14 protein-coding genes and 1 tRNA gene are annotated in these 15,657 nt (G+C 43.3%); 6 read left to right on the forward strand and 9 right to left on the reverse strand.

Translation table 11 applies throughout. The features are described 5' to 3' along the window. Nucleotides 1-4 precede the first annotated feature (4 nt). From CFR83_RS00340 to scpA, 3 genes are all read right to left on the reverse strand, one after another. Nucleotides 5-1,537, reverse strand: a complete 1,533-nt coding sequence (locus CFR83_RS00340; protein ID WP_088811945.1) for an acyl-CoA carboxylase subunit beta — start codon at nucleotides 1,535-1,537, stop codon at nucleotides 5-7. A 48-nt stretch (nucleotides 1,538-1,585) separates the two neighbouring features. Continuing rightward, entirely contained in the window at nucleotides 1,586-2,527 is a 942-nt protein-coding gene (gene meaB, locus CFR83_RS00345) for a methylmalonyl Co-A mutase-associated GTPase MeaB (RefSeq protein WP_088813138.1), read from the reverse strand. Between the two features lie 94 nt (nucleotides 2,528-2,621). Continuing rightward, nucleotides 2,622-4,790, reverse strand: coding sequence for a methylmalonyl-CoA mutase (gene scpA, locus CFR83_RS00350; protein WP_088811946.1), 2,169 nt, complete (start codon nucleotides 4,788-4,790; stop codon nucleotides 2,622-2,624). 93 nt (nucleotides 4,791-4,883) lie between these two features. On the opposite strand from scpA, the gene CFR83_RS00355 reads away from it, so the two are divergent. Further along, on the forward strand, nucleotides 4,884-5,528 hold the full coding sequence (locus CFR83_RS00355; protein WP_088811947.1) for a GntR family transcriptional regulator: 645 nt from the start codon (nucleotides 4,884-4,886) through the stop codon (nucleotides 5,526-5,528). A 53-nt stretch (nucleotides 5,529-5,581) separates the two neighbouring features. Here CFR83_RS00355 and CFR83_RS00360 read toward each other — a convergent pair whose 3' ends face one another. Together CFR83_RS00360 and CFR83_RS00365 are read right to left on the reverse strand one after the other, a co-directional pair. Continuing rightward, complete coding sequence (locus CFR83_RS00360) at nucleotides 5,582-5,923, reverse strand: c-type cytochrome (RefSeq protein ID WP_088811948.1); 342 nt, start codon at nucleotides 5,921-5,923, stop codon at nucleotides 5,582-5,584. Nucleotides 5,924-5,938: 15 nt separating this feature from the next. After that, nucleotides 5,939-6,286 (reverse strand): c-type cytochrome, encoded by a 348-nt coding sequence (locus CFR83_RS00365; RefSeq protein ID WP_108720851.1) that lies wholly within the window; start codon nucleotides 6,284-6,286, stop codon nucleotides 5,939-5,941. Nucleotides 6,287-6,511: 225 nt separating this feature from the next. Between CFR83_RS00365 and CFR83_RS00370 the strand changes: the two genes are divergently transcribed. Then, entirely contained in the window at nucleotides 6,512-6,970 is a 459-nt protein-coding gene (locus CFR83_RS00370) for a RidA family protein (RefSeq protein ID WP_088811949.1), read from the forward strand. 5 nt (nucleotides 6,971-6,975) lie between these two features. Then, nucleotides 6,976-7,728 (forward strand): enoyl-CoA hydratase/isomerase family protein, encoded by a 753-nt coding sequence (locus CFR83_RS00375; protein ID WP_088811950.1) that lies wholly within the window; start codon nucleotides 6,976-6,978, stop codon nucleotides 7,726-7,728. Between the two features lie 11 nt (nucleotides 7,729-7,739). Here CFR83_RS00375 and parC read toward each other — a convergent pair whose 3' ends face one another. Together parC and CFR83_RS00385 are read right to left on the reverse strand one after the other, a co-directional pair. Continuing rightward, complete coding sequence (gene parC / locus CFR83_RS00380; protein WP_088811951.1) at nucleotides 7,740-10,133, reverse strand: DNA topoisomerase IV subunit A; 2,394 nt, start codon at nucleotides 10,131-10,133, stop codon at nucleotides 7,740-7,742. Between the two features lie 23 nt (nucleotides 10,134-10,156). Next, nucleotides 10,157-12,148 carry a DNA topoisomerase IV subunit B gene (locus CFR83_RS00385; protein WP_088811952.1) on the reverse strand — a complete coding sequence of 664 codons (1,992 nt, stop codon included), beginning with the start codon at nucleotides 12,146-12,148 and terminating at the stop codon, nucleotides 10,157-10,159. Nucleotides 12,149-12,184: 36 nt separating this feature from the next. On the opposite strand from CFR83_RS00385, the gene CFR83_RS00390 reads away from it, so the two are divergent. The 3 genes from CFR83_RS00390 to CFR83_RS00400 all read left to right on the forward strand — a co-directional run bounded on the left by CFR83_RS00390 (nucleotide 12,185) and on the right by CFR83_RS00400 (nucleotide 14,883). Further along, nucleotides 12,185-13,405, forward strand: coding sequence for a CaiB/BaiF CoA transferase family protein (locus tag CFR83_RS00390; protein WP_088811953.1), 1,221 nt, complete (start codon nucleotides 12,185-12,187; stop codon nucleotides 13,403-13,405). 3 nt (nucleotides 13,406-13,408) lie between these two features. Beyond that, the gene (locus CFR83_RS00395) at nucleotides 13,409-14,635 is read left to right on the forward strand and encodes an MFS transporter (RefSeq protein WP_088811954.1); all 1,227 of its coding nucleotides are present in this window, start codon (nucleotides 13,409-13,411) and stop codon (nucleotides 14,633-14,635) included. Between the two features lie 173 nt (nucleotides 14,636-14,808). Next, a tRNA-Arg gene (locus CFR83_RS00400) sits at nucleotides 14,809-14,883 on the forward strand. A gap of 17 nt (nucleotides 14,884-14,900) precedes the next feature. Here the strand turns inward: CFR83_RS00400 and CFR83_RS00405 are convergent. Both CFR83_RS00405 and CFR83_RS00410 read right to left on the reverse strand, forming a co-directional pair. After that, the gene (locus CFR83_RS00405; protein ID WP_088811955.1) at nucleotides 14,901-15,341 is read right to left on the reverse strand and encodes a hypothetical protein; all 441 of its coding nucleotides are present in this window, start codon (nucleotides 15,339-15,341) and stop codon (nucleotides 14,901-14,903) included. After that, nucleotides 15,334-15,585, reverse strand: a complete 252-nt coding sequence (locus CFR83_RS00410; protein WP_088811956.1) for a SemiSWEET transporter — start codon at nucleotides 15,583-15,585, stop codon at nucleotides 15,334-15,336. Before CFR83_RS00410 ends, CFR83_RS00405 begins: the two co-directional genes overlap by 8 nt. Nucleotides 15,586-15,657: the final 72 nt, after the last annotated feature.

The following is a 15,657-nucleotide window of genomic DNA, read 5'->3' on the forward strand; positions in this document are numbered from 1 at the left end:
TCGATTAGAGGGGAATGTTGCCGTGTTTGCGCCATGGATTCTCTAAATCCTTGTCCTTCAGCATTGCTAGAGAACGCGCTACACGCTTACGTGTTTCATGCGGCATGATGACGTCATCAATGTAACCGCGACGACCGGCAACAAATGGGTTGGCAAACTTAGCTTTGTATTCAGCTTCACGCTCAGCCAATTTTGCTGGATCACCTTTTTCCTCGCGGAAAATAATTTCAACCGCACCCTTAGGTCCCATCACAGCAATTTCTGCTGAAGGCCATGCAAAGTTAACGTCACCACGTAAATGTTTAGATGCCATCACGTCATAAGCGCCACCATAGGCCTTGCGTGTAATCACTGTAATTTTCGGCACTGTGCATTCAGCATAGGCATATAGCAACTTAGCACCATGCTTAATAATGCCGCCGTACTCTTGCGATGTGCCAGGCATGAAACCAGGAACATCCACAAAAGTTACTACTGGGATATTGAATGCATCACAGAATCGCACGAAACGCGCTGCCTTAATTGATGACTTAATATCTAAACAACCAGCTAAAACTAATGGTTGATTAGCTACGATACCGACTGTTTGTCCCTCAATACGAGCAAAACCAATAATGATATTTTTGGCGTAATCCGGTTGAATCTCAAAAAAGTCGCCATCGTCTACTGTCTTCAAAATCAACTCAAGCATGTCATAAGGCTTGTTTGGATTATCTGGAACCAAAGTATCCAATGAAAAATCTAAACGTTCTGCAGTATCTGCAGCTTTACGTACAGGCGGCTTCTCTTTATTTGATAGTGGTAAGTAGTTAAAGAAACGACGCAACATCAAAATTGCCTCGACATCGTTATCAAATGCTCGATCACATACACCAGACTTAGTTGAGTGTGTCACTGCACCACCCAACTCCTCAGCTGTAACCTCCTCATGAGTCACAGTTTTAACAACTTCAGGGCCTGTAACAAACATATATGAACTATCTTTCACCATAAAGATGAAATCAGTTAATGCTGGTGAATACACTGCGCCACCAGCACTTGGACCCATAATCAAAGAGATTTGTGGAATAACGCCTGATGCTGAAACGTTACGCTGAAAAATCTCTGCATAGCCACCTAATGATGCAACACCTTCTTGAATACGCGCACCACCTGAGTCATTAAGACCAATCACAGGAGCGCCAACTTTCATAGCCTGGTCCATTACTTTGCAAATCTTCTCAGCATGCGCCTCAGACAATGAGCCACCAAAAACAGTAAAGTCTTGAGAGTAGACAAATGTTAAACGGCCATTGATCATGCCGTAACCAGTCACCACGCCATCGCCTGGCACAGATTCATTAGCCATGCCAAAGTCGGTGCAGCGGTGTTCAACGAACATATCCCACTCTTCAAATGAGCCTTCGTCTAACAATAATTCGATACGCTCACGAGCAGTCAACTTGCCCTTGCCGTGTTGCGCATTGATACGCTTTTGGCCGCCACCAAGGCGAGCTTGCTCGCGCTTAGCTTCTAGCTGTTTAATGATGTCATGCATGGAATGCTCTCCCTTGTTTCTCAATCTTCAAAATTAATACAATTACTTCTATTTCATTAAATCTAATAAACGTCTTGCTGCGACAGATGCTGCAACAGTTCCGTTATTGACTGCCGCTGTTAATTCAGGCAACAGTTTTTGAACCTGTGAATTAGCTCTAAAGTTCTGTTTCAACCCAGCTTCAATTCGCTCCCACATCCATGATTGGGCCTGTTGTCTTCTTCTGTCTGATAAATGACCGTGCTTACTCTGGATATTCTTAAAAGAAGTTACCGTGTCCCAAAATTCAGTAATGCCTTCAGCTTTAAGTGCACTCAATTTCATGACTTTAGGGTGCCAAAGAGTCTCATCATGATGTGCATGATCTGGGTTGCCGTGCATACTAAATAATCTTAACGAGCTCATGATTTGAACCTGAGCTCTAGTTGCTGCATCTGGATCAAGATCAACCTTGTTAATAACAACTAAATCAGCTAACTCCATGACACCTTTTTTAATGGCTTGTAGATCATCGCCAGCATTAGGTAACTGTAATAAAACAAACATATCAGTCATGTTTGCTACAGCAGTCTCACTTTGACCAACTCCCACTGTTTCAACAATCACTACATCATGGCCTGCAGCTTCAGCGACAAGCATTGCTTCTCTGGTCTTCTCAGCCACTCCACCCAAATTGCCAGATGATGGGCTGGGTCGGATGAATGCTTTTTCATTAACCGAGAGGAACTCCATACGGGTCTTATCGCCTAAAATTGAACCACCCGATACTGATGATGATGGATCAATCGCTAGAACTGCAACACGGTGTCCTTTATCTATCAAATACAACCCTAGGGCTTCAATAAAAGTAGATTTACCAACACCGGGTACACCTGAAATACCCAATCTAAATGATTGGCCACTTTTAGGTAAGACTGCATTTAAAACATCATCAGCTCTCAAGCGATGATCGACTCGAGTTGACTCAAGCAAAGTAATCGCCTTAGCCATAGCACGACGTTGCTCAGGACCAGGTTTAGAGCCTGGTCCACAAATTGCGTCAACGAGAGCTTGGTCTTCTGCTTGCACCCTAGTTCTTTATCAATTATTTCTGAGCTTTACGAATTTGCTCTAGAACATCTTTTGCTGAAGCCGGGATAGGTGTACCAGGACCATAAATACCCTTAACACCAGCCTCATACAAGAACTCATAGTCTTGACGAGGAATCACGCCACCCACGAACACAATAATGTCATCCGCGCCTTGCTTTTTAAGCTCAGCAATAATTGCTGGCACCAAAGTCTTATGACCGGCTGCCAATGTAGAAATACCCACGGCATGTACATCATTTTCAATTGCTTGGCGAGCGCACTCTTCCGGAGTTTGGAACAACGGCCCCATATCAACGTCAAAACCTAAATCTGCAAATGCTGTAGCAACTACTTTAGCGCCACGGTCATGACCATCTTGCCCCAATTTAGCAATCATCACACGTGGGTGACGACCAGCCTCTTTAGCAAAGTCAGCAATTTCAGTTTTTAATTTTTCCCAGCCTTCTGCTGAGTCATAAGCTGCTGCATACACACCAGTCACCTTTTGAGTATCGGCGCGATGGCGCCCGTAAACTTTTTCCAAAGCATCAGATACTTCACCAACAGTAGCTCTTAAACGAATCGCATCAATTGCTAAGGCTAATAAATTACCTGAGTTTGTTTCCGCTGCATTAGTTAACGCATCTAACGCAACTTGTACTTTCGCTGCGTCACGTTTTGCTTTTACTTCTTTTAGGCGCGCAATTTGTGAATCACGCACTTTATTGTTATCGATATCAAGGATATCAATTGAATCCTCTTTGGCAAGCTTGTACTTGTTAACACCAACAATCACATCTTTGCCTGAGTCGATACATGCTTGCTTCTCGGCTGCGGCTGCTTCAATCTTCAACTTCGCCCAGCCACTTTCAACTGCTTTGGTCATGCCACCCATTGACTCAACTTCTTGAATAATCTCCCAAGCCTGATCAGCCATGTCTTGAGTTAACTTCTCCATCATGTAAGAGCCAGCCCATGGATCGATCACATTAGTAATATGAGTTTCTTCTTGAATGATCAATTGGGTATTACGTGCGATACGTGATGAAAATTCAGTTGGCAAAGCAATTGCCTCATCAAACGAATTTGTGTGTAGTGATTGAGTGCCGCCAAATACAGCAGCCATAGCTTCAATCGCTGTTCTTACGACGTTGTTATATGGATCTTGTTCTGTCAAAGACCAGCCAGATGTTTGGCAATGAGTTCTTAACATCAATGATTTAGGATTAGTCGGGTTGAACTCCTTCATCACCCTCCACCACAGCAATCGTGCAGCTCTGAGCTTGGCAACCTCAAGATAAAAGTTCATACCAATAGCGAAGAAGAATGACAAGCGTCCAGCAAAGTCATCAACGTCCAAGCCTTTGCTAAGCGCAGTTTTAACGTACTCTTTACCATCGGCAATTGTGAATGCAAGCTCAAGGGCTTGATTAGCACCTGCTTCTTGAATATGGTATCCAGAAATAGATATCGAGTTAAATTTAGGCATCTTTTGAGATGTGTACTCAATGATGTCGCCAATAATTCTCATTGATGGCTCTGGTGGATAAATATAAGTATTACGCACCATGAACTCTTTCAGAATATCGTTCTGAATAGTTCCGGATAATTTGTCCTGACTAACACCTTGTTCTTCAGCAGCTACAACATAACCAGCCAAAATGGGTAGAACTGCTCCATTCATCGTCATTGATACTGAAACCTTATCCAATGGAATCTCATTGAATAAAATTTTCATATCCTCTACAGAGTCAATTGCCACACCAGCTTTACCAACATCACCAGTTACACGAGGATGATCAGAGTCGTAGCCGCGGTGCGTTGCTAAGTCGAATGCAACTGATACACCTTGACCACCGGCTGCTAGAGCTTTTCTATAAAAAGCGTTGGATTCTTCCGCTGTTGAAAATCCAGCGTACTGACGAATTGTCCATGGGCGTACTGAGTACATCGTAGCTTGTGGACCGCGTACAAATGGTTCAAACCCAGGCAAAGTATTTGCGAATGGCAATCCTTCAGTGTCTGCGGCGGTATACAAAGCCTTTAACTTAATACCGTCGGGTGTTTGCCAACCTAATGCATCAACATTTCCATTCGGTGCTGATTTAGTAGCTGCCTTAGTCCATGCCTCCATGCTTGGAGTTGAAAATTCAGGCCACTGGCTTTTAGTGGGTTTACTCATTATTTCTCCACAGACACAATTAATTGATTCTTGATATTGAACCTCGAAGGCTTGACATATACCTGACAAAAGTAGTCTAATGAATTCATAATTATGAATTCAAAATTATTACTAAGCCCAAGGCCATTGTACGAGGAAGTCGCAGAGAGACTGCGAACAAGTATTTTTTCTCATGAATTTGCTCCAGGTTCATGGATTGACGAGCAAGCCATAGCAAAAGAATATGGCATCAGCCGCACCCCAATGCGTGAAGCGATCAAAATACTGGCTGCTGAAGGCTTGATAACCATGAAAATGAGGCGCGGAGCCTATGTTACTGAGGTCAGCAAGTCAGACTTGAACCAAATTTTCACAGTGCTAGCCCTTCTTGAGGGGCAAGCATGTCGAGAAACCGCCCTAAAAGCTTCAGAAGGACAGCTTGAAGCCCTGGACTCTATTCACATGAAACTAGAAAGAGCTGCGGCAGATAGAGATTTAGAGCAATTCTTTGCTATTAACCAATCGTTTCATGACAAGCTTCAAGAGATATCTAATAACCCTTGGATGAAACGAGTGATTGATGACCTGAGAAAGGTTCTTAAATTGCAGCGTAGAGACTCACTTAGCAAACGAGGCAGAATGGAAAGTTCCTTGCTTGAACACAGAAAGATCTTATCTGCCCTGCTCGCTCGTGACGCCGATTTGTCTGAGAAGCTAATGAAGGAACACCTACTCCAAGGGCAACTTGCAGCCAAGTAAACATTAAAAAAGCCACTTTGAAGCGGCTTTTTTAATCGAGTAAAAAGAAAATCTTATTTCTTCATTACCAATGTGCCAGGCAAGTTAGCAATATAAGCTGCCATATCTTGCAAATCCTTGTTTGAGAATTGTGCAACTTGACCTGCCATGATCGCATTACTACGACCAATATTTGGATTATTAGTTACCTTGTAAGCCTTCAAGGCAGCGTACAAGTAATCTGCATGCTGACCAGCCAATTTTGGATATTCAGGAGCCAAAGGCTTATTTAAACCTTCACCATGGCAAGCAATACAACCACTCTTGTTAACCAACTCCTCACCTTTTTTAAGGTCAGCTGCCTGTGTAGTCAAAGCAAAAGAGGCCGTTGCGATAGCAATCAAAATACGTTTCATGTCGACTTCCCCTACTTATTTCAATTTATTAATAGTTGTGGCAGAAGTTTGAGCAGCATAGTACTCAGCAATATCAGCCATATCTTGATCGGTTAATGTACCTGCGATACCACGCATAGTTGGATGTTTACGCTCACCCTTTTTATATGCTTGTAATGCAGAAACGATGTAAGCAGCGTTTTGACCGCCCAATAGAGGCACGGTATAGATTTCTGGATAGCTGATTCGGTAGCCAGGTATTGCGTGGCAACCAATACACATTGCAACTTTAGGTTCAGCAGCTTTAGCGTTACCCACAGTTTGAGCATTCACAGTACCAGCCAATGTCATGGCAGCAACAGCAACAGTTAGTAGTTTTTTCATAGTGACCAAATATTGAGGTAGATCAAAAAAAATGTTCGAAGGGAGTATAGCGGATGAGCAAGGGAAAATGGCTTACAAAGAGTAATTTTTAGGTATTTTCACCAAGTTTTAGACCAACAATTGGCTTTTTCGCCGTAAAACCAGTCAGCATGTAGAAAAAAATCAACAACTTGAGGCTTAACTTTTTGCTAGCAATACAATAATGAATAGTTATGGAGAATTTAAATGTCTAAGATTGCTGCCCGATTAAAAGAGTTAAATATTGAACTGCCATCTGCTGGCGCTCCAGCAGCTGCATATGTCATGTCTGCCCAGACTGGCAACACCCTATTTCTATCTGGTCATATTGCTAAGAAAGATGGCAAACCTTTAGTAGGCAAACTAGGGCTGAACATGACTACCGATGAGGGAAAAGCCGCTGCCAGAAGTATTGCTATTGATCTTATAGCAACGATGCAAGCCCACTTGGGAGATTTGGACCGGGTCAAGCGAATTGTCAAGGTCATGAGTTTAGTTAACTCTATTGACACATTCACTGAGCATCACTTAGTGACTAATGGTTGCTCAGAATTATTGTTCGAAGTATTCGGTGACTCAGGTAAACATGCGCGTAGCGCATTTGGTGTAGCTCAAATTCCCCTGGGCGCTTGCGTAGAAATCGAACTAATTGCTGAGGTTGAGTAAATATCTTGAGGCCAAGTCTAAGCATTCAAGGAAAGACTGCTGTTATTACACTCAACAGCCCCGAGTCTGCAAATCGTTTAACAGTAGATGACTTGGCATCACTGCAGCAACATATATCTGAGGTGAATCAGAACCCAAGCGTTATTGCATTGATAGTTAAATCCACAGGCAAGTATTTTTGCTCAGGCTTTGACATCACAAGTCTAGACGAGTCAGCAAAAGATAAGTCACTCATGTTTGAAGATGTGGTTAATGCTCTAGAGGATTGCCGACCGATCACTATTGTTGCTATTCAAGGTGGTGTGTATGGTGGAGCTACAGACTTAGCACTTGCATGTGACTTTAGAGTTGGTAGTCAAGCGGCAGAAATGTTTATGCCCGCCGCAAAACTAGGCATACATTTCTATCAGCGTGGCTTAATGCGTTACGTATCTCGATTAGGTGTAGATACGGCCAAACGACTACTGCTCACTGCAGAAAAGATTGAAGCCCCAGAAATGAAAGAAATTGGTTTTCTAACTCAACTAGTAAACCCAGATGATTTAGATTCATCTATTGCAGAATTAGTTCAACAACTAACGCTAATGGCTCCGCTCGCTATCTTAGGAATGAAAAAGCACATCAATAGAATCGCAAGCAGCACACTGAATGTTGAAGAACTTAATCGAGACATTGCACTAGCTCAAAATTCAGAGGATCTTCAAGAAGGCAGAACTGCATGGGCGGAAAAACGCGCCCCAATATTCAAGGGGCGCTAGGTTCTCACCAATTAGATACCAGCTGTTAACTTGGCGTCTTTTAACTTTGGCTCTAATGCATGACCTTTACGAGCACGATTAGCTGCAAAAGCTTTTAGCGTTTTAGCATCCAAGGCAGCCTCTGTTGGGTTACCAGTTCTACCCAAACCGGACAAGGTAGCACCTGTGTCACCTACTGCAATAGCAGATTGAAGCTTTTCATTCTTATCCAAATCCATCAAGATGACGCCTTTACCACCGGTTGGCAAACGCTTTAAGTCATCCAATGGGAATACAAGTAAGCGCCCCGCCTCTGATAAGCAAGCAACACTCTTCATGCCTTCAACTACTTTTGCGGGTGCCAATGGAGCATCACCAGGGGCAAATTTTGCATCCACACCAACAAAGGATTTACCTGCTTTGTTACGTGTTGTCATATCTGCCACATTAGCCAAGAAGCCATTACCCGATCTCATTGATAACAAGAGCAAATCATCATTGTGACCAGCATAGTAAGCAACCATTTGTGTGCCGGCAGCTAAGTTAACGAAGCCAGTTAATGGTGAACCATCCCCTCGAGCACCTGGCAGGTCGGCAACGGCAACCGTGTAGACACGACCATTATTACCAAAACCAAGCACCACATCGGTCGTACGACATTCAAACGTGCCATACATACCGTCACCAGCTTTGAAACTAAATTGTTGTGGGTCATGGTCATGCCCTTGACGTGCCCTGACCCAACCTCTTTGAGATATCACCACTGTCACAGGTTCATCGATGACTTTTGCCTCAGCAACTGCCTTTTTCTCTTCCTGAATCATGGTGCGTCGTTCGTCACCAAAAGCCTTCATGTCGGCTTCGATTTCTTTAACAATGCGTTTACGCATGTTCGCATCGCTACTTAACAGACTCTCTAGATCATCTTTTTCAGTCTTTAATTCATTTAACTCTTGTTCAATCTTAATCGCTTCAAGACGAGCTAACTGACGCAAACGAATTTCTAAAATATCTTCAGCCTGACGCTCAGATAATTTAAAGGCAGTCATCAAATCAGCTTTAGGATCATCACTGCCACGAATAATCTTGATGACTTTGTCAATATTTAGAAGAACTAACTGACGGCCTTCTAAAATATGAATACGGTCATTAACTTTACCTAAACGATGTTCTGTTCTACGCGTCACTGTTGCGACACGGAACTCAATCCATTCGCGCAAAATCTCACCGAGACCCTTTTGACGAGGTCTACCATCATTACCAATCATCACCAAGTTAATTGGCGCATTGGATTCTAGTGATGTGTGAGCAAGTAGTGTTGTTGCAAATTCGTTGACATCAATATTTTTAGTCTTTGGCTCAAAAACCAAACGGACAGGCGCATCTTTGCTAGATTCATCGCGCACAGAATCTAACAATGACAAAATTGTTTGCTTGAGATTATTTTGTTCTGCTGTGAGTGTTTTCTTACCAACCTTGACCTTTGGATTGGTGAGCTCTTCAATCTCTTGCAGCACTTTTTGCGTCGATGTGCCTGGCGGCATTTCTGTAACCACCAATTTCCATTGGCCACGCGCCATATCTTCAACCATCCAACGTGCCCTGACCTTCAAACTACCTCTGCCAGTTTGATAGATTTGTGAAATCTCACTTTGTGAAGAAATAATCTGTGCACCACCTGGGAAATCAGGTCCCGGCACATGAGTCATTAACTCATCATGAGTTAATTTTGGATTTTTCATCAATGCAATGGTGGCACTAGCGACTTCTTTTAAGTTGTGAGATGGCACTTCTGTAGCCATACCAACAGCAATACCTGACGCTCCATTTAACAAAACGAATGGCAAACGTGCTGGTAGCAGCTTAGGCTCCTGCATTGAACCGTCATAGTTGGGAATGAAATCAACTGTGCCTTCATCAATTTCATCTAGCAACAAGCTGGCGATTTTAGTAAGTCTAGCCTCGGTGTAACGCATCGCTGCGGCACCATCACCATCTCTAGAGCCAAAGTTTCCCTGGCCATCAATTAATGGGTAGCGTAACGAAAAATCTTGTGCCAAACGAACCAAAGCATCGTAGGCTGATTGATCGCCATGCGGATGAAATTTACCTAAAACATCACCTACTACGCGTGCACTTTTTACTGGCTTTGCATCTGCGCGTAGATTCATTTCATTCATAGCAAATAAAATTCTGCGCTGCACTGGCTTTTGCCCATCAGCAACCTCTGGCAAAGCACGACCTTTAACTACGCTAATGGCATAGTCTAAATATGCACGTTCCGCATAAGTTGCTAAGGTTAATGAATCAACGTCTGCAGAACTCGGCACGACTCTAGAACTTACTGATACAGGCTCAGAAGATTCATCTCCTAGATCTGCAAACAGGTCTGGCTCTTGATTTGGATTATTTTTTTTCTTACTCATTATTTTTTCTAAATATCGGTAGATTAAATATCTGCTTCAACTTCATTGCCGCGCTCTTCCAACCAACTCTTGCGAGCACCAGATTCGGATTTACCCATCAGCATATCCATAGTCTTAACTGTTTCTACCTCGCCCAACGCACCCTCCGTAACAGGAAGCAATCTACGCGTATCCGGATTCAAAGTTGTGTCCCAAAGTTGTTCAGCGTTCATTTCACCCAGACCTTTAAAGCGACTGATTTGCCATGAACCTTCACGCAAACCATCTTTGCGTAACTTATCTTCAATAGCTCTTAATTCGCCCTCATCGAGAGCATATAGTTTTTGTGCTGGTTTCTTTCCGCGAGCTGGCGCATCGACACGGAACAATGGAGGACGAGCGATATATACATGACCACGTTCCATCAATTTTGGGAAATGCTTATAGAACAAGGTCAGTAGCAACACTTGAATGTGAGCGCCATCGACGTCAGCATCTGACAAGATGCAGATTTTGCCGTAACGCAAATTGCTCAAATCGGGCTCATCAGTTGCTCCATGCGGATCAACACCAATTGCGACAGCAATGTCATGAACTTCATTATTAGCAAATAAACGATCACGCTCGGCTTCCCAAGTATTTAACACTTTGCCACGTAAGGGCAAGATTGCTTGATATTCTTTATTGCGACCCATTTTTGCAGAGCCACCGGCAGAATCACCCTCCACAAGGAAGAGTTCGTTCATGGCAATATCTTCACTCTCGCAGTCAGTTAACTTGCCAGGCAAGACTGCAACACCAGAAGATTTTTTCTTTTCGACTTTCTGACCCGCACGAGTTCTTGCTTGTGCCTGCTTAATCACTAACTCTGCCAACTTACGACCATAATCGACATGCTGGTTAAGCCATAAATCCAGAGCTGATTTAACAAAGCCAGAGACTAGTCGTACAGCATCTCTTGAATTCAATCGTTCTTTAATCTGACCTTGGAACTGTGGGTCTAGAACTTTGGCGGACAAAACGAATGATGCACGAGCAAAAACGTCTTCCGGCATTAACTTCACACCCTTTGGCTGAAGTGCATGAATATCAATAAAGCTTTTAACTGCATTGAACAAGCCATCACGTAATCCACTTTCATGGGTTCCACCCGCTGGCGTTGGAATTAAGTTGACATAGCTTTCGCGAACAGGAGCTCCCTCTTCAGTCCAAGCCACAACCCAACTGGCACCCTCACCTTCAGCAAAAGAATCTTCACCTGGTCGATTAGGATCTGCAAAGTGTTCGCCATCAAACGCTGGGATCACAACCGGACTATGACCACCCTGGGCCATTGCCTCATCTAGATAACCTCTTAATCCTTGGGTATATAACCAAGTTTGTGGTTCACCACCCTTTTCTTGAATTAAGGTCACTTTTACGCCAGGCAAAAGAACTGCTTTAGAGCGTAATAGTCTTTGTAACTCAGCGAGAGGAATTTGGGCGCTATCAAAATATTTAGCATCTGGCCAAGCTCTTACGCGCGTGCCATTCGGTCGATCGCCCATTGGAGCAATTTTTGTCTTGAGTGGTTCAACCACAAAACCTGCTTCAAATGCCAATGTCGAAATCTGTTTATCACGCCAAACAGTCACTTCCATGCGCTTGGATAAGGCATTGGTTACAGATACGCCCACACCGTGTAGACCACCAGAGAAGGCATATGCCCCGCCCGAGCCTTTTTCGAATTTGCCACCAGCATGAAGTTGCGTAAATACCAACTCGACTACTGGCCTTTTCTCTTCAGGATGCATGCCTACTGGAATACCACGGCCATCGTCTTCCACGCTCACACTACCATCGGTATGCAAGGTGACGACGATGTGCTTACCGTAGCCCCCTAGGGCTTCATCGGAAGCATTATCGATAACCTCTTGAATCATATGCAAAGGGTTATCGGTCCGTGTATACATACCCGGACGTTGTTTGACTGGTTCAAGGCCCTTTAGGACTTTGATCGACGATTCGCTGTATTGATCTGATTTTTTTGTTGCCATGGCGGAGAATTGTATCCACATGCGAAAATGACTTCCATGGGAGCACTTAATCATCTTCGCGTTTTAGACCTCAGTCGAGTACTGGCAGGACCTTGGTGTGGGCAGAACCTAGCAGACCTAGGAGCCGATGTAATCAAGGTTGAGAGGCCAATTACGGGAGACGATACCCGCCAATGGGGCCCTCCTTTTTTAAGGAATTCTGAAGGCAAAGAAACCACAGAATCCGCCTTTTATTTAGCAATAAATCGGAATAAAAGATCAATTACCGTAGATATTTCGAAGCCAGAAGGTCAAGAAATCATCAAAAAACTGGTTTTACAGAGCGATATCGTTATCGAAAACTATAAAGTTGGGCAATTAAAAAAGTATGGCCTTGATTATGAGAGCCTAAAAGGCATAAAAAATGATCTAATTTATTGTTCTATAACGGGTTTTGGTCAAACTGGCCCTTACGCGCATCGCCCTGGTTACGACTATATCGTCCAAGGTATGGGCGGATTTATGAGCGTCACGGGCGAAAAGGAAGATTTACCTGGCGGAGGACCTCAAAAAGCTGGCGTTGCGATTGCTGACATCTTCACGGGCATGTATGCCACTTCAGCAATACTTGCCGCTGTTGTTCACAGAGATCGAACCGGCGTAGGTCAATACATTGATTTATCGCTATTAGATGTACAAATCGCCACCATGTGCAACGTAGCGAGTAATTATTTAACTAGTGGTGTACCGCCTAAAAGTTGGGGTAATGCTAGTGCCAACATAGTCCCTTATCAAACTTTTAAAGCATCTGATGGATGGATCATTGTTGCTGCTGGTAATGACAGTCAATTTAGACACTTTGTGGAGTCTGGGCATGAACCTCAACTTGCTGATGATCCTCGCTTTGCAACCAATCCCGAGCGTGTTAGACATCGCACTGAGTTAGATCCACTTCTTCAAAAAATGGTTTTAAAGAAAACAAAAAAAGAATGGATTGAACTATTGGATATTGCCAATGTTCCTTGCGGGCCCATCAATAACTTCAAAGAAGTTTTTGAGAACGAACAAGTCATCGCACGCAATATCAAAATGGAAATGCCCCACCCTACGGCAGGCAAAGTCAATTTAGTTCGCAGCCCAATGAGATTAAGCGAAACGCCAGTGGTGGAACATCGCCCGCCACCATTACTGGGTGAACACACCCATGAGATTCTTCAAAGCAAATTAGGTCTCACCGAATCTCAAATCAAATCTTTAAAAGAACAAGGCATCATCTAAGTCATGACTTATCAATTAAACCTGACAAGAGTTCTAATTGCAGGAGGACTGCTAGTTACTCTATCAATGGGCATACGTCATGGGTTTGGTTTATTTAATCTTCCCGTTACTCAAGCAAATGGTTGGGGAAGAGAAACATTTGCCTTGGCGATCGCCCTACAAAATTTAACCTGGGGTGCAACACAACCATTATTTGGTGGCCTATCCGACAAGTTCGGTGCATACAAGATTATGCTGCTAGGCGGATGCCTTTACTGTATTGGTCTGTATGGTGCCAGCCAAGCTGTAAGTGGACTAGCTTTTGTCCTGAGTATGGGAGTTATTTTAGGTTTGGCTTTAGCCTGCTCAACATACAGCGTTGTATATGGAGTGATTGGTCGCAACTGCCCACCCGAAAAACGTGTTTGGGCAATGGGCATTGCTGCTGCCATGGGTTCATTTGGACAATTCTTGATGATCCCTTTAGAACAAGAATTGCTGGGCAACTTTGGGCCTCAAAATGCTCTAGTTATTCTAGCAATCCTAGTTACTCTGATGTTGCCGCTAGGTTGGATTTTGCGAGAGAAAAATCATGCGCCTGCAGTATCAGGGCATCAGCAAACAATTACAGAAGCCATTAGCGAAGCGTTTAAACAACGTAGCTTTCAATTATTAATTCTTGGTTACTTTGTTTGCGGATTCCAAGTGGTTTTCATTGGCGTTCACTTAGCGCCCTATCTCAAAGACATGTCTGCCACCTATCCTGATGTTGGTCACCCTCAAGTGGCAACACTGGCTTTAGCATTAGTGGGATTGTTTAATGTCTTGGGCACCTACTATGCAGGTGTCCTTGGGCAAAAAGTGCCTAAGCACTACATACTTGCCTTTATATATGGCTCAAGATCGATTGTGATTGGTGCGTTCTTATTGCTTCCCCTATCACCATTAACAACTTACTTATTTGCTGCACTCATGGGTATTTTGTGGCTATCCACCGTACCCCTCACAAATGGGATAGTGGCTCAAATTTTTGGCGTTAAGTATTTATCGATGCTATCTGGTTTTGCATTCTTCTCTCATCAAATTGGCAGCTTCATGGGTGCCTATTTGGGAGGCGTTTTATTTGATAAAACAGGTTCCTACAACATTGTTTGGATCATTGCCATAGCGTTGGGTATTCTAGCGGCGCTAGTTAATTTACCAATCAAAGAAGATGCCATTGATAGAAATGCTGCTTTGGCAAAAGCCTAATTATCAAAATCAATCATCATGAACATATTGCGACCTCATATCCTCATTAAAAATCTGGCAGCAATTGCACTGGTATTGGTCTTTTCAGCTTATTTGAAGCCAGATTTAATGGTTACCATCGCAAATACAGTGCTAACTCTTTGCGGATGGTAAGCTAGCGACCTATTTCAGATCTCGCCATAGTACAGTGGATAGTACAACTGCCTCCTAAGCGGTAGACACAGGTTCGATTCCTGTTGGCGGGACCAAATTACTTGGTTTGCGCTTATTTTGTTACGGGAGGCACGACAGTGCTACGAGGTGCGACCGTTAACATCACATTCGTTCTGCCAATCCAACCTGCATCTTCAATTTCAATCGTAGCGGTTCTGTCTTTCTTGATAAAAACTAAGATGCTATTTTTAGTTTTGGTTGAAGAAACCAAGGTCCAGCCAGCTTTTTGGAATTGATCACGGAAGAAAGTGAATGTTTCATTTGAGTTTTGTTGGGCAATTATTGCAACCCTTCCAGCCCAACCGTCACCACTACCCAAGATCAAGGTATTTTCATTATTAATCTTTGCGCCACCAGGCATGGGCATATCACCCAATAACTTGGTTTGAATATCCTGAATAGACTCACCATCTGCATTGGTCATGGGCGTTGAAGCACAACCAGAAAAGAGCGTTACAGAAATGCAAAATAGAGCTGCAAGTAATTTATTCATTGATCTTCATCCACAAAATCCAAAGCGATATCAATAATGTAATCGCATTTGCAATAACCACAGGCCAAGCGCTGATAAAAACACCATACACCAACCATAGGAAAACGCCAAGACTAAAAATCAAATACATCCAGAATGAGATGGCATTTGTATCTTTAGTTTTATAAATACGCCAAGCTTGAGGCAGAAATGCAAAGGTAGTCAGCGCCGCTGCAACATAGCCAAGAATATTTTCTAAACTCATCAATTAAAATTTTCTACTTCTTTGTCAATAGGGGAAAAAATATATTTCCGCGAAATCTTTAAAGAACTTATC

Source organism: Polynucleobacter victoriensis, from assembly GCF_900187875.1.
In the GTDB taxonomy this organism is placed as follows: Bacteria; Pseudomonadota; Gammaproteobacteria; order Burkholderiales; family Burkholderiaceae; genus Polynucleobacter; species Polynucleobacter victoriensis.

Bases quoted from the DNA above. Each gene is read 5' to 3' on its own strand.
- CFR83_RS00340 (WP_088811945.1), bottom strand. From the start codon at position 1,537: ATGCATGACATCATTAAACAGCTAGAAGCTAAGCGCGAGCAAGCTCGC.
- meaB (WP_088813138.1), bottom strand. From the start codon at position 2,527: ATGGCTAAGGCGATTACTTTGCTTGAGTCAACTCGAGTCGATCATCGC.
- scpA (WP_088811946.1), bottom strand. From the start codon at position 4,790: ATGAGTAAACCCACTAAAAGCCAGTGGCCTGAATTTTCAACTCCAAGC.
- CFR83_RS00355 (WP_088811947.1), top strand. From the start codon at position 4,884: ATGAATTCAAAATTATTACTAAGCCCAAGGCCATTGTACGAGGAAGTC.
- CFR83_RS00360 (WP_088811948.1), bottom strand. From the start codon at position 5,923: ATGAAACGTATTTTGATTGCTATCGCAACGGCCTCTTTTGCTTTGACT.
- CFR83_RS00365 (WP_108720851.1), bottom strand. From the start codon at position 6,286: ATGAAAAAACTACTAACTGTTGCTGTTGCTGCCATGACATTGGCTGGT.
- CFR83_RS00370 (WP_088811949.1), top strand. From the start codon at position 6,512: ATGTCTAAGATTGCTGCCCGATTAAAAGAGTTAAATATTGAACTGCCA.
- parC (WP_088811951.1), bottom strand. From the start codon at position 10,133: ATGAGTAAGAAAAAAAATAATCCAAATCAAGAGCCAGACCTGTTTGCA.
- CFR83_RS00385 (WP_088811952.1), bottom strand. From the start codon at position 12,148: ATGGCAACAAAAAAATCAGATCAATACAGCGAATCGTCGATCAAAGTC.
- CFR83_RS00390 (WP_088811953.1), top strand. From the start codon at position 12,185: ATGGGAGCACTTAATCATCTTCGCGTTTTAGACCTCAGTCGAGTACTG.
- CFR83_RS00395 (WP_088811954.1), top strand. From the start codon at position 13,409: ATGACTTATCAATTAAACCTGACAAGAGTTCTAATTGCAGGAGGACTG.
- CFR83_RS00405 (WP_088811955.1), bottom strand. From the start codon at position 15,341: ATGAATAAATTACTTGCAGCTCTATTTTGCATTTCTGTAACGCTCTTT.
- CFR83_RS00410 (WP_088811956.1), bottom strand. From the start codon at position 15,585: ATGAGTTTAGAAAATATTCTTGGCTATGTTGCAGCGGCGCTGACTACC.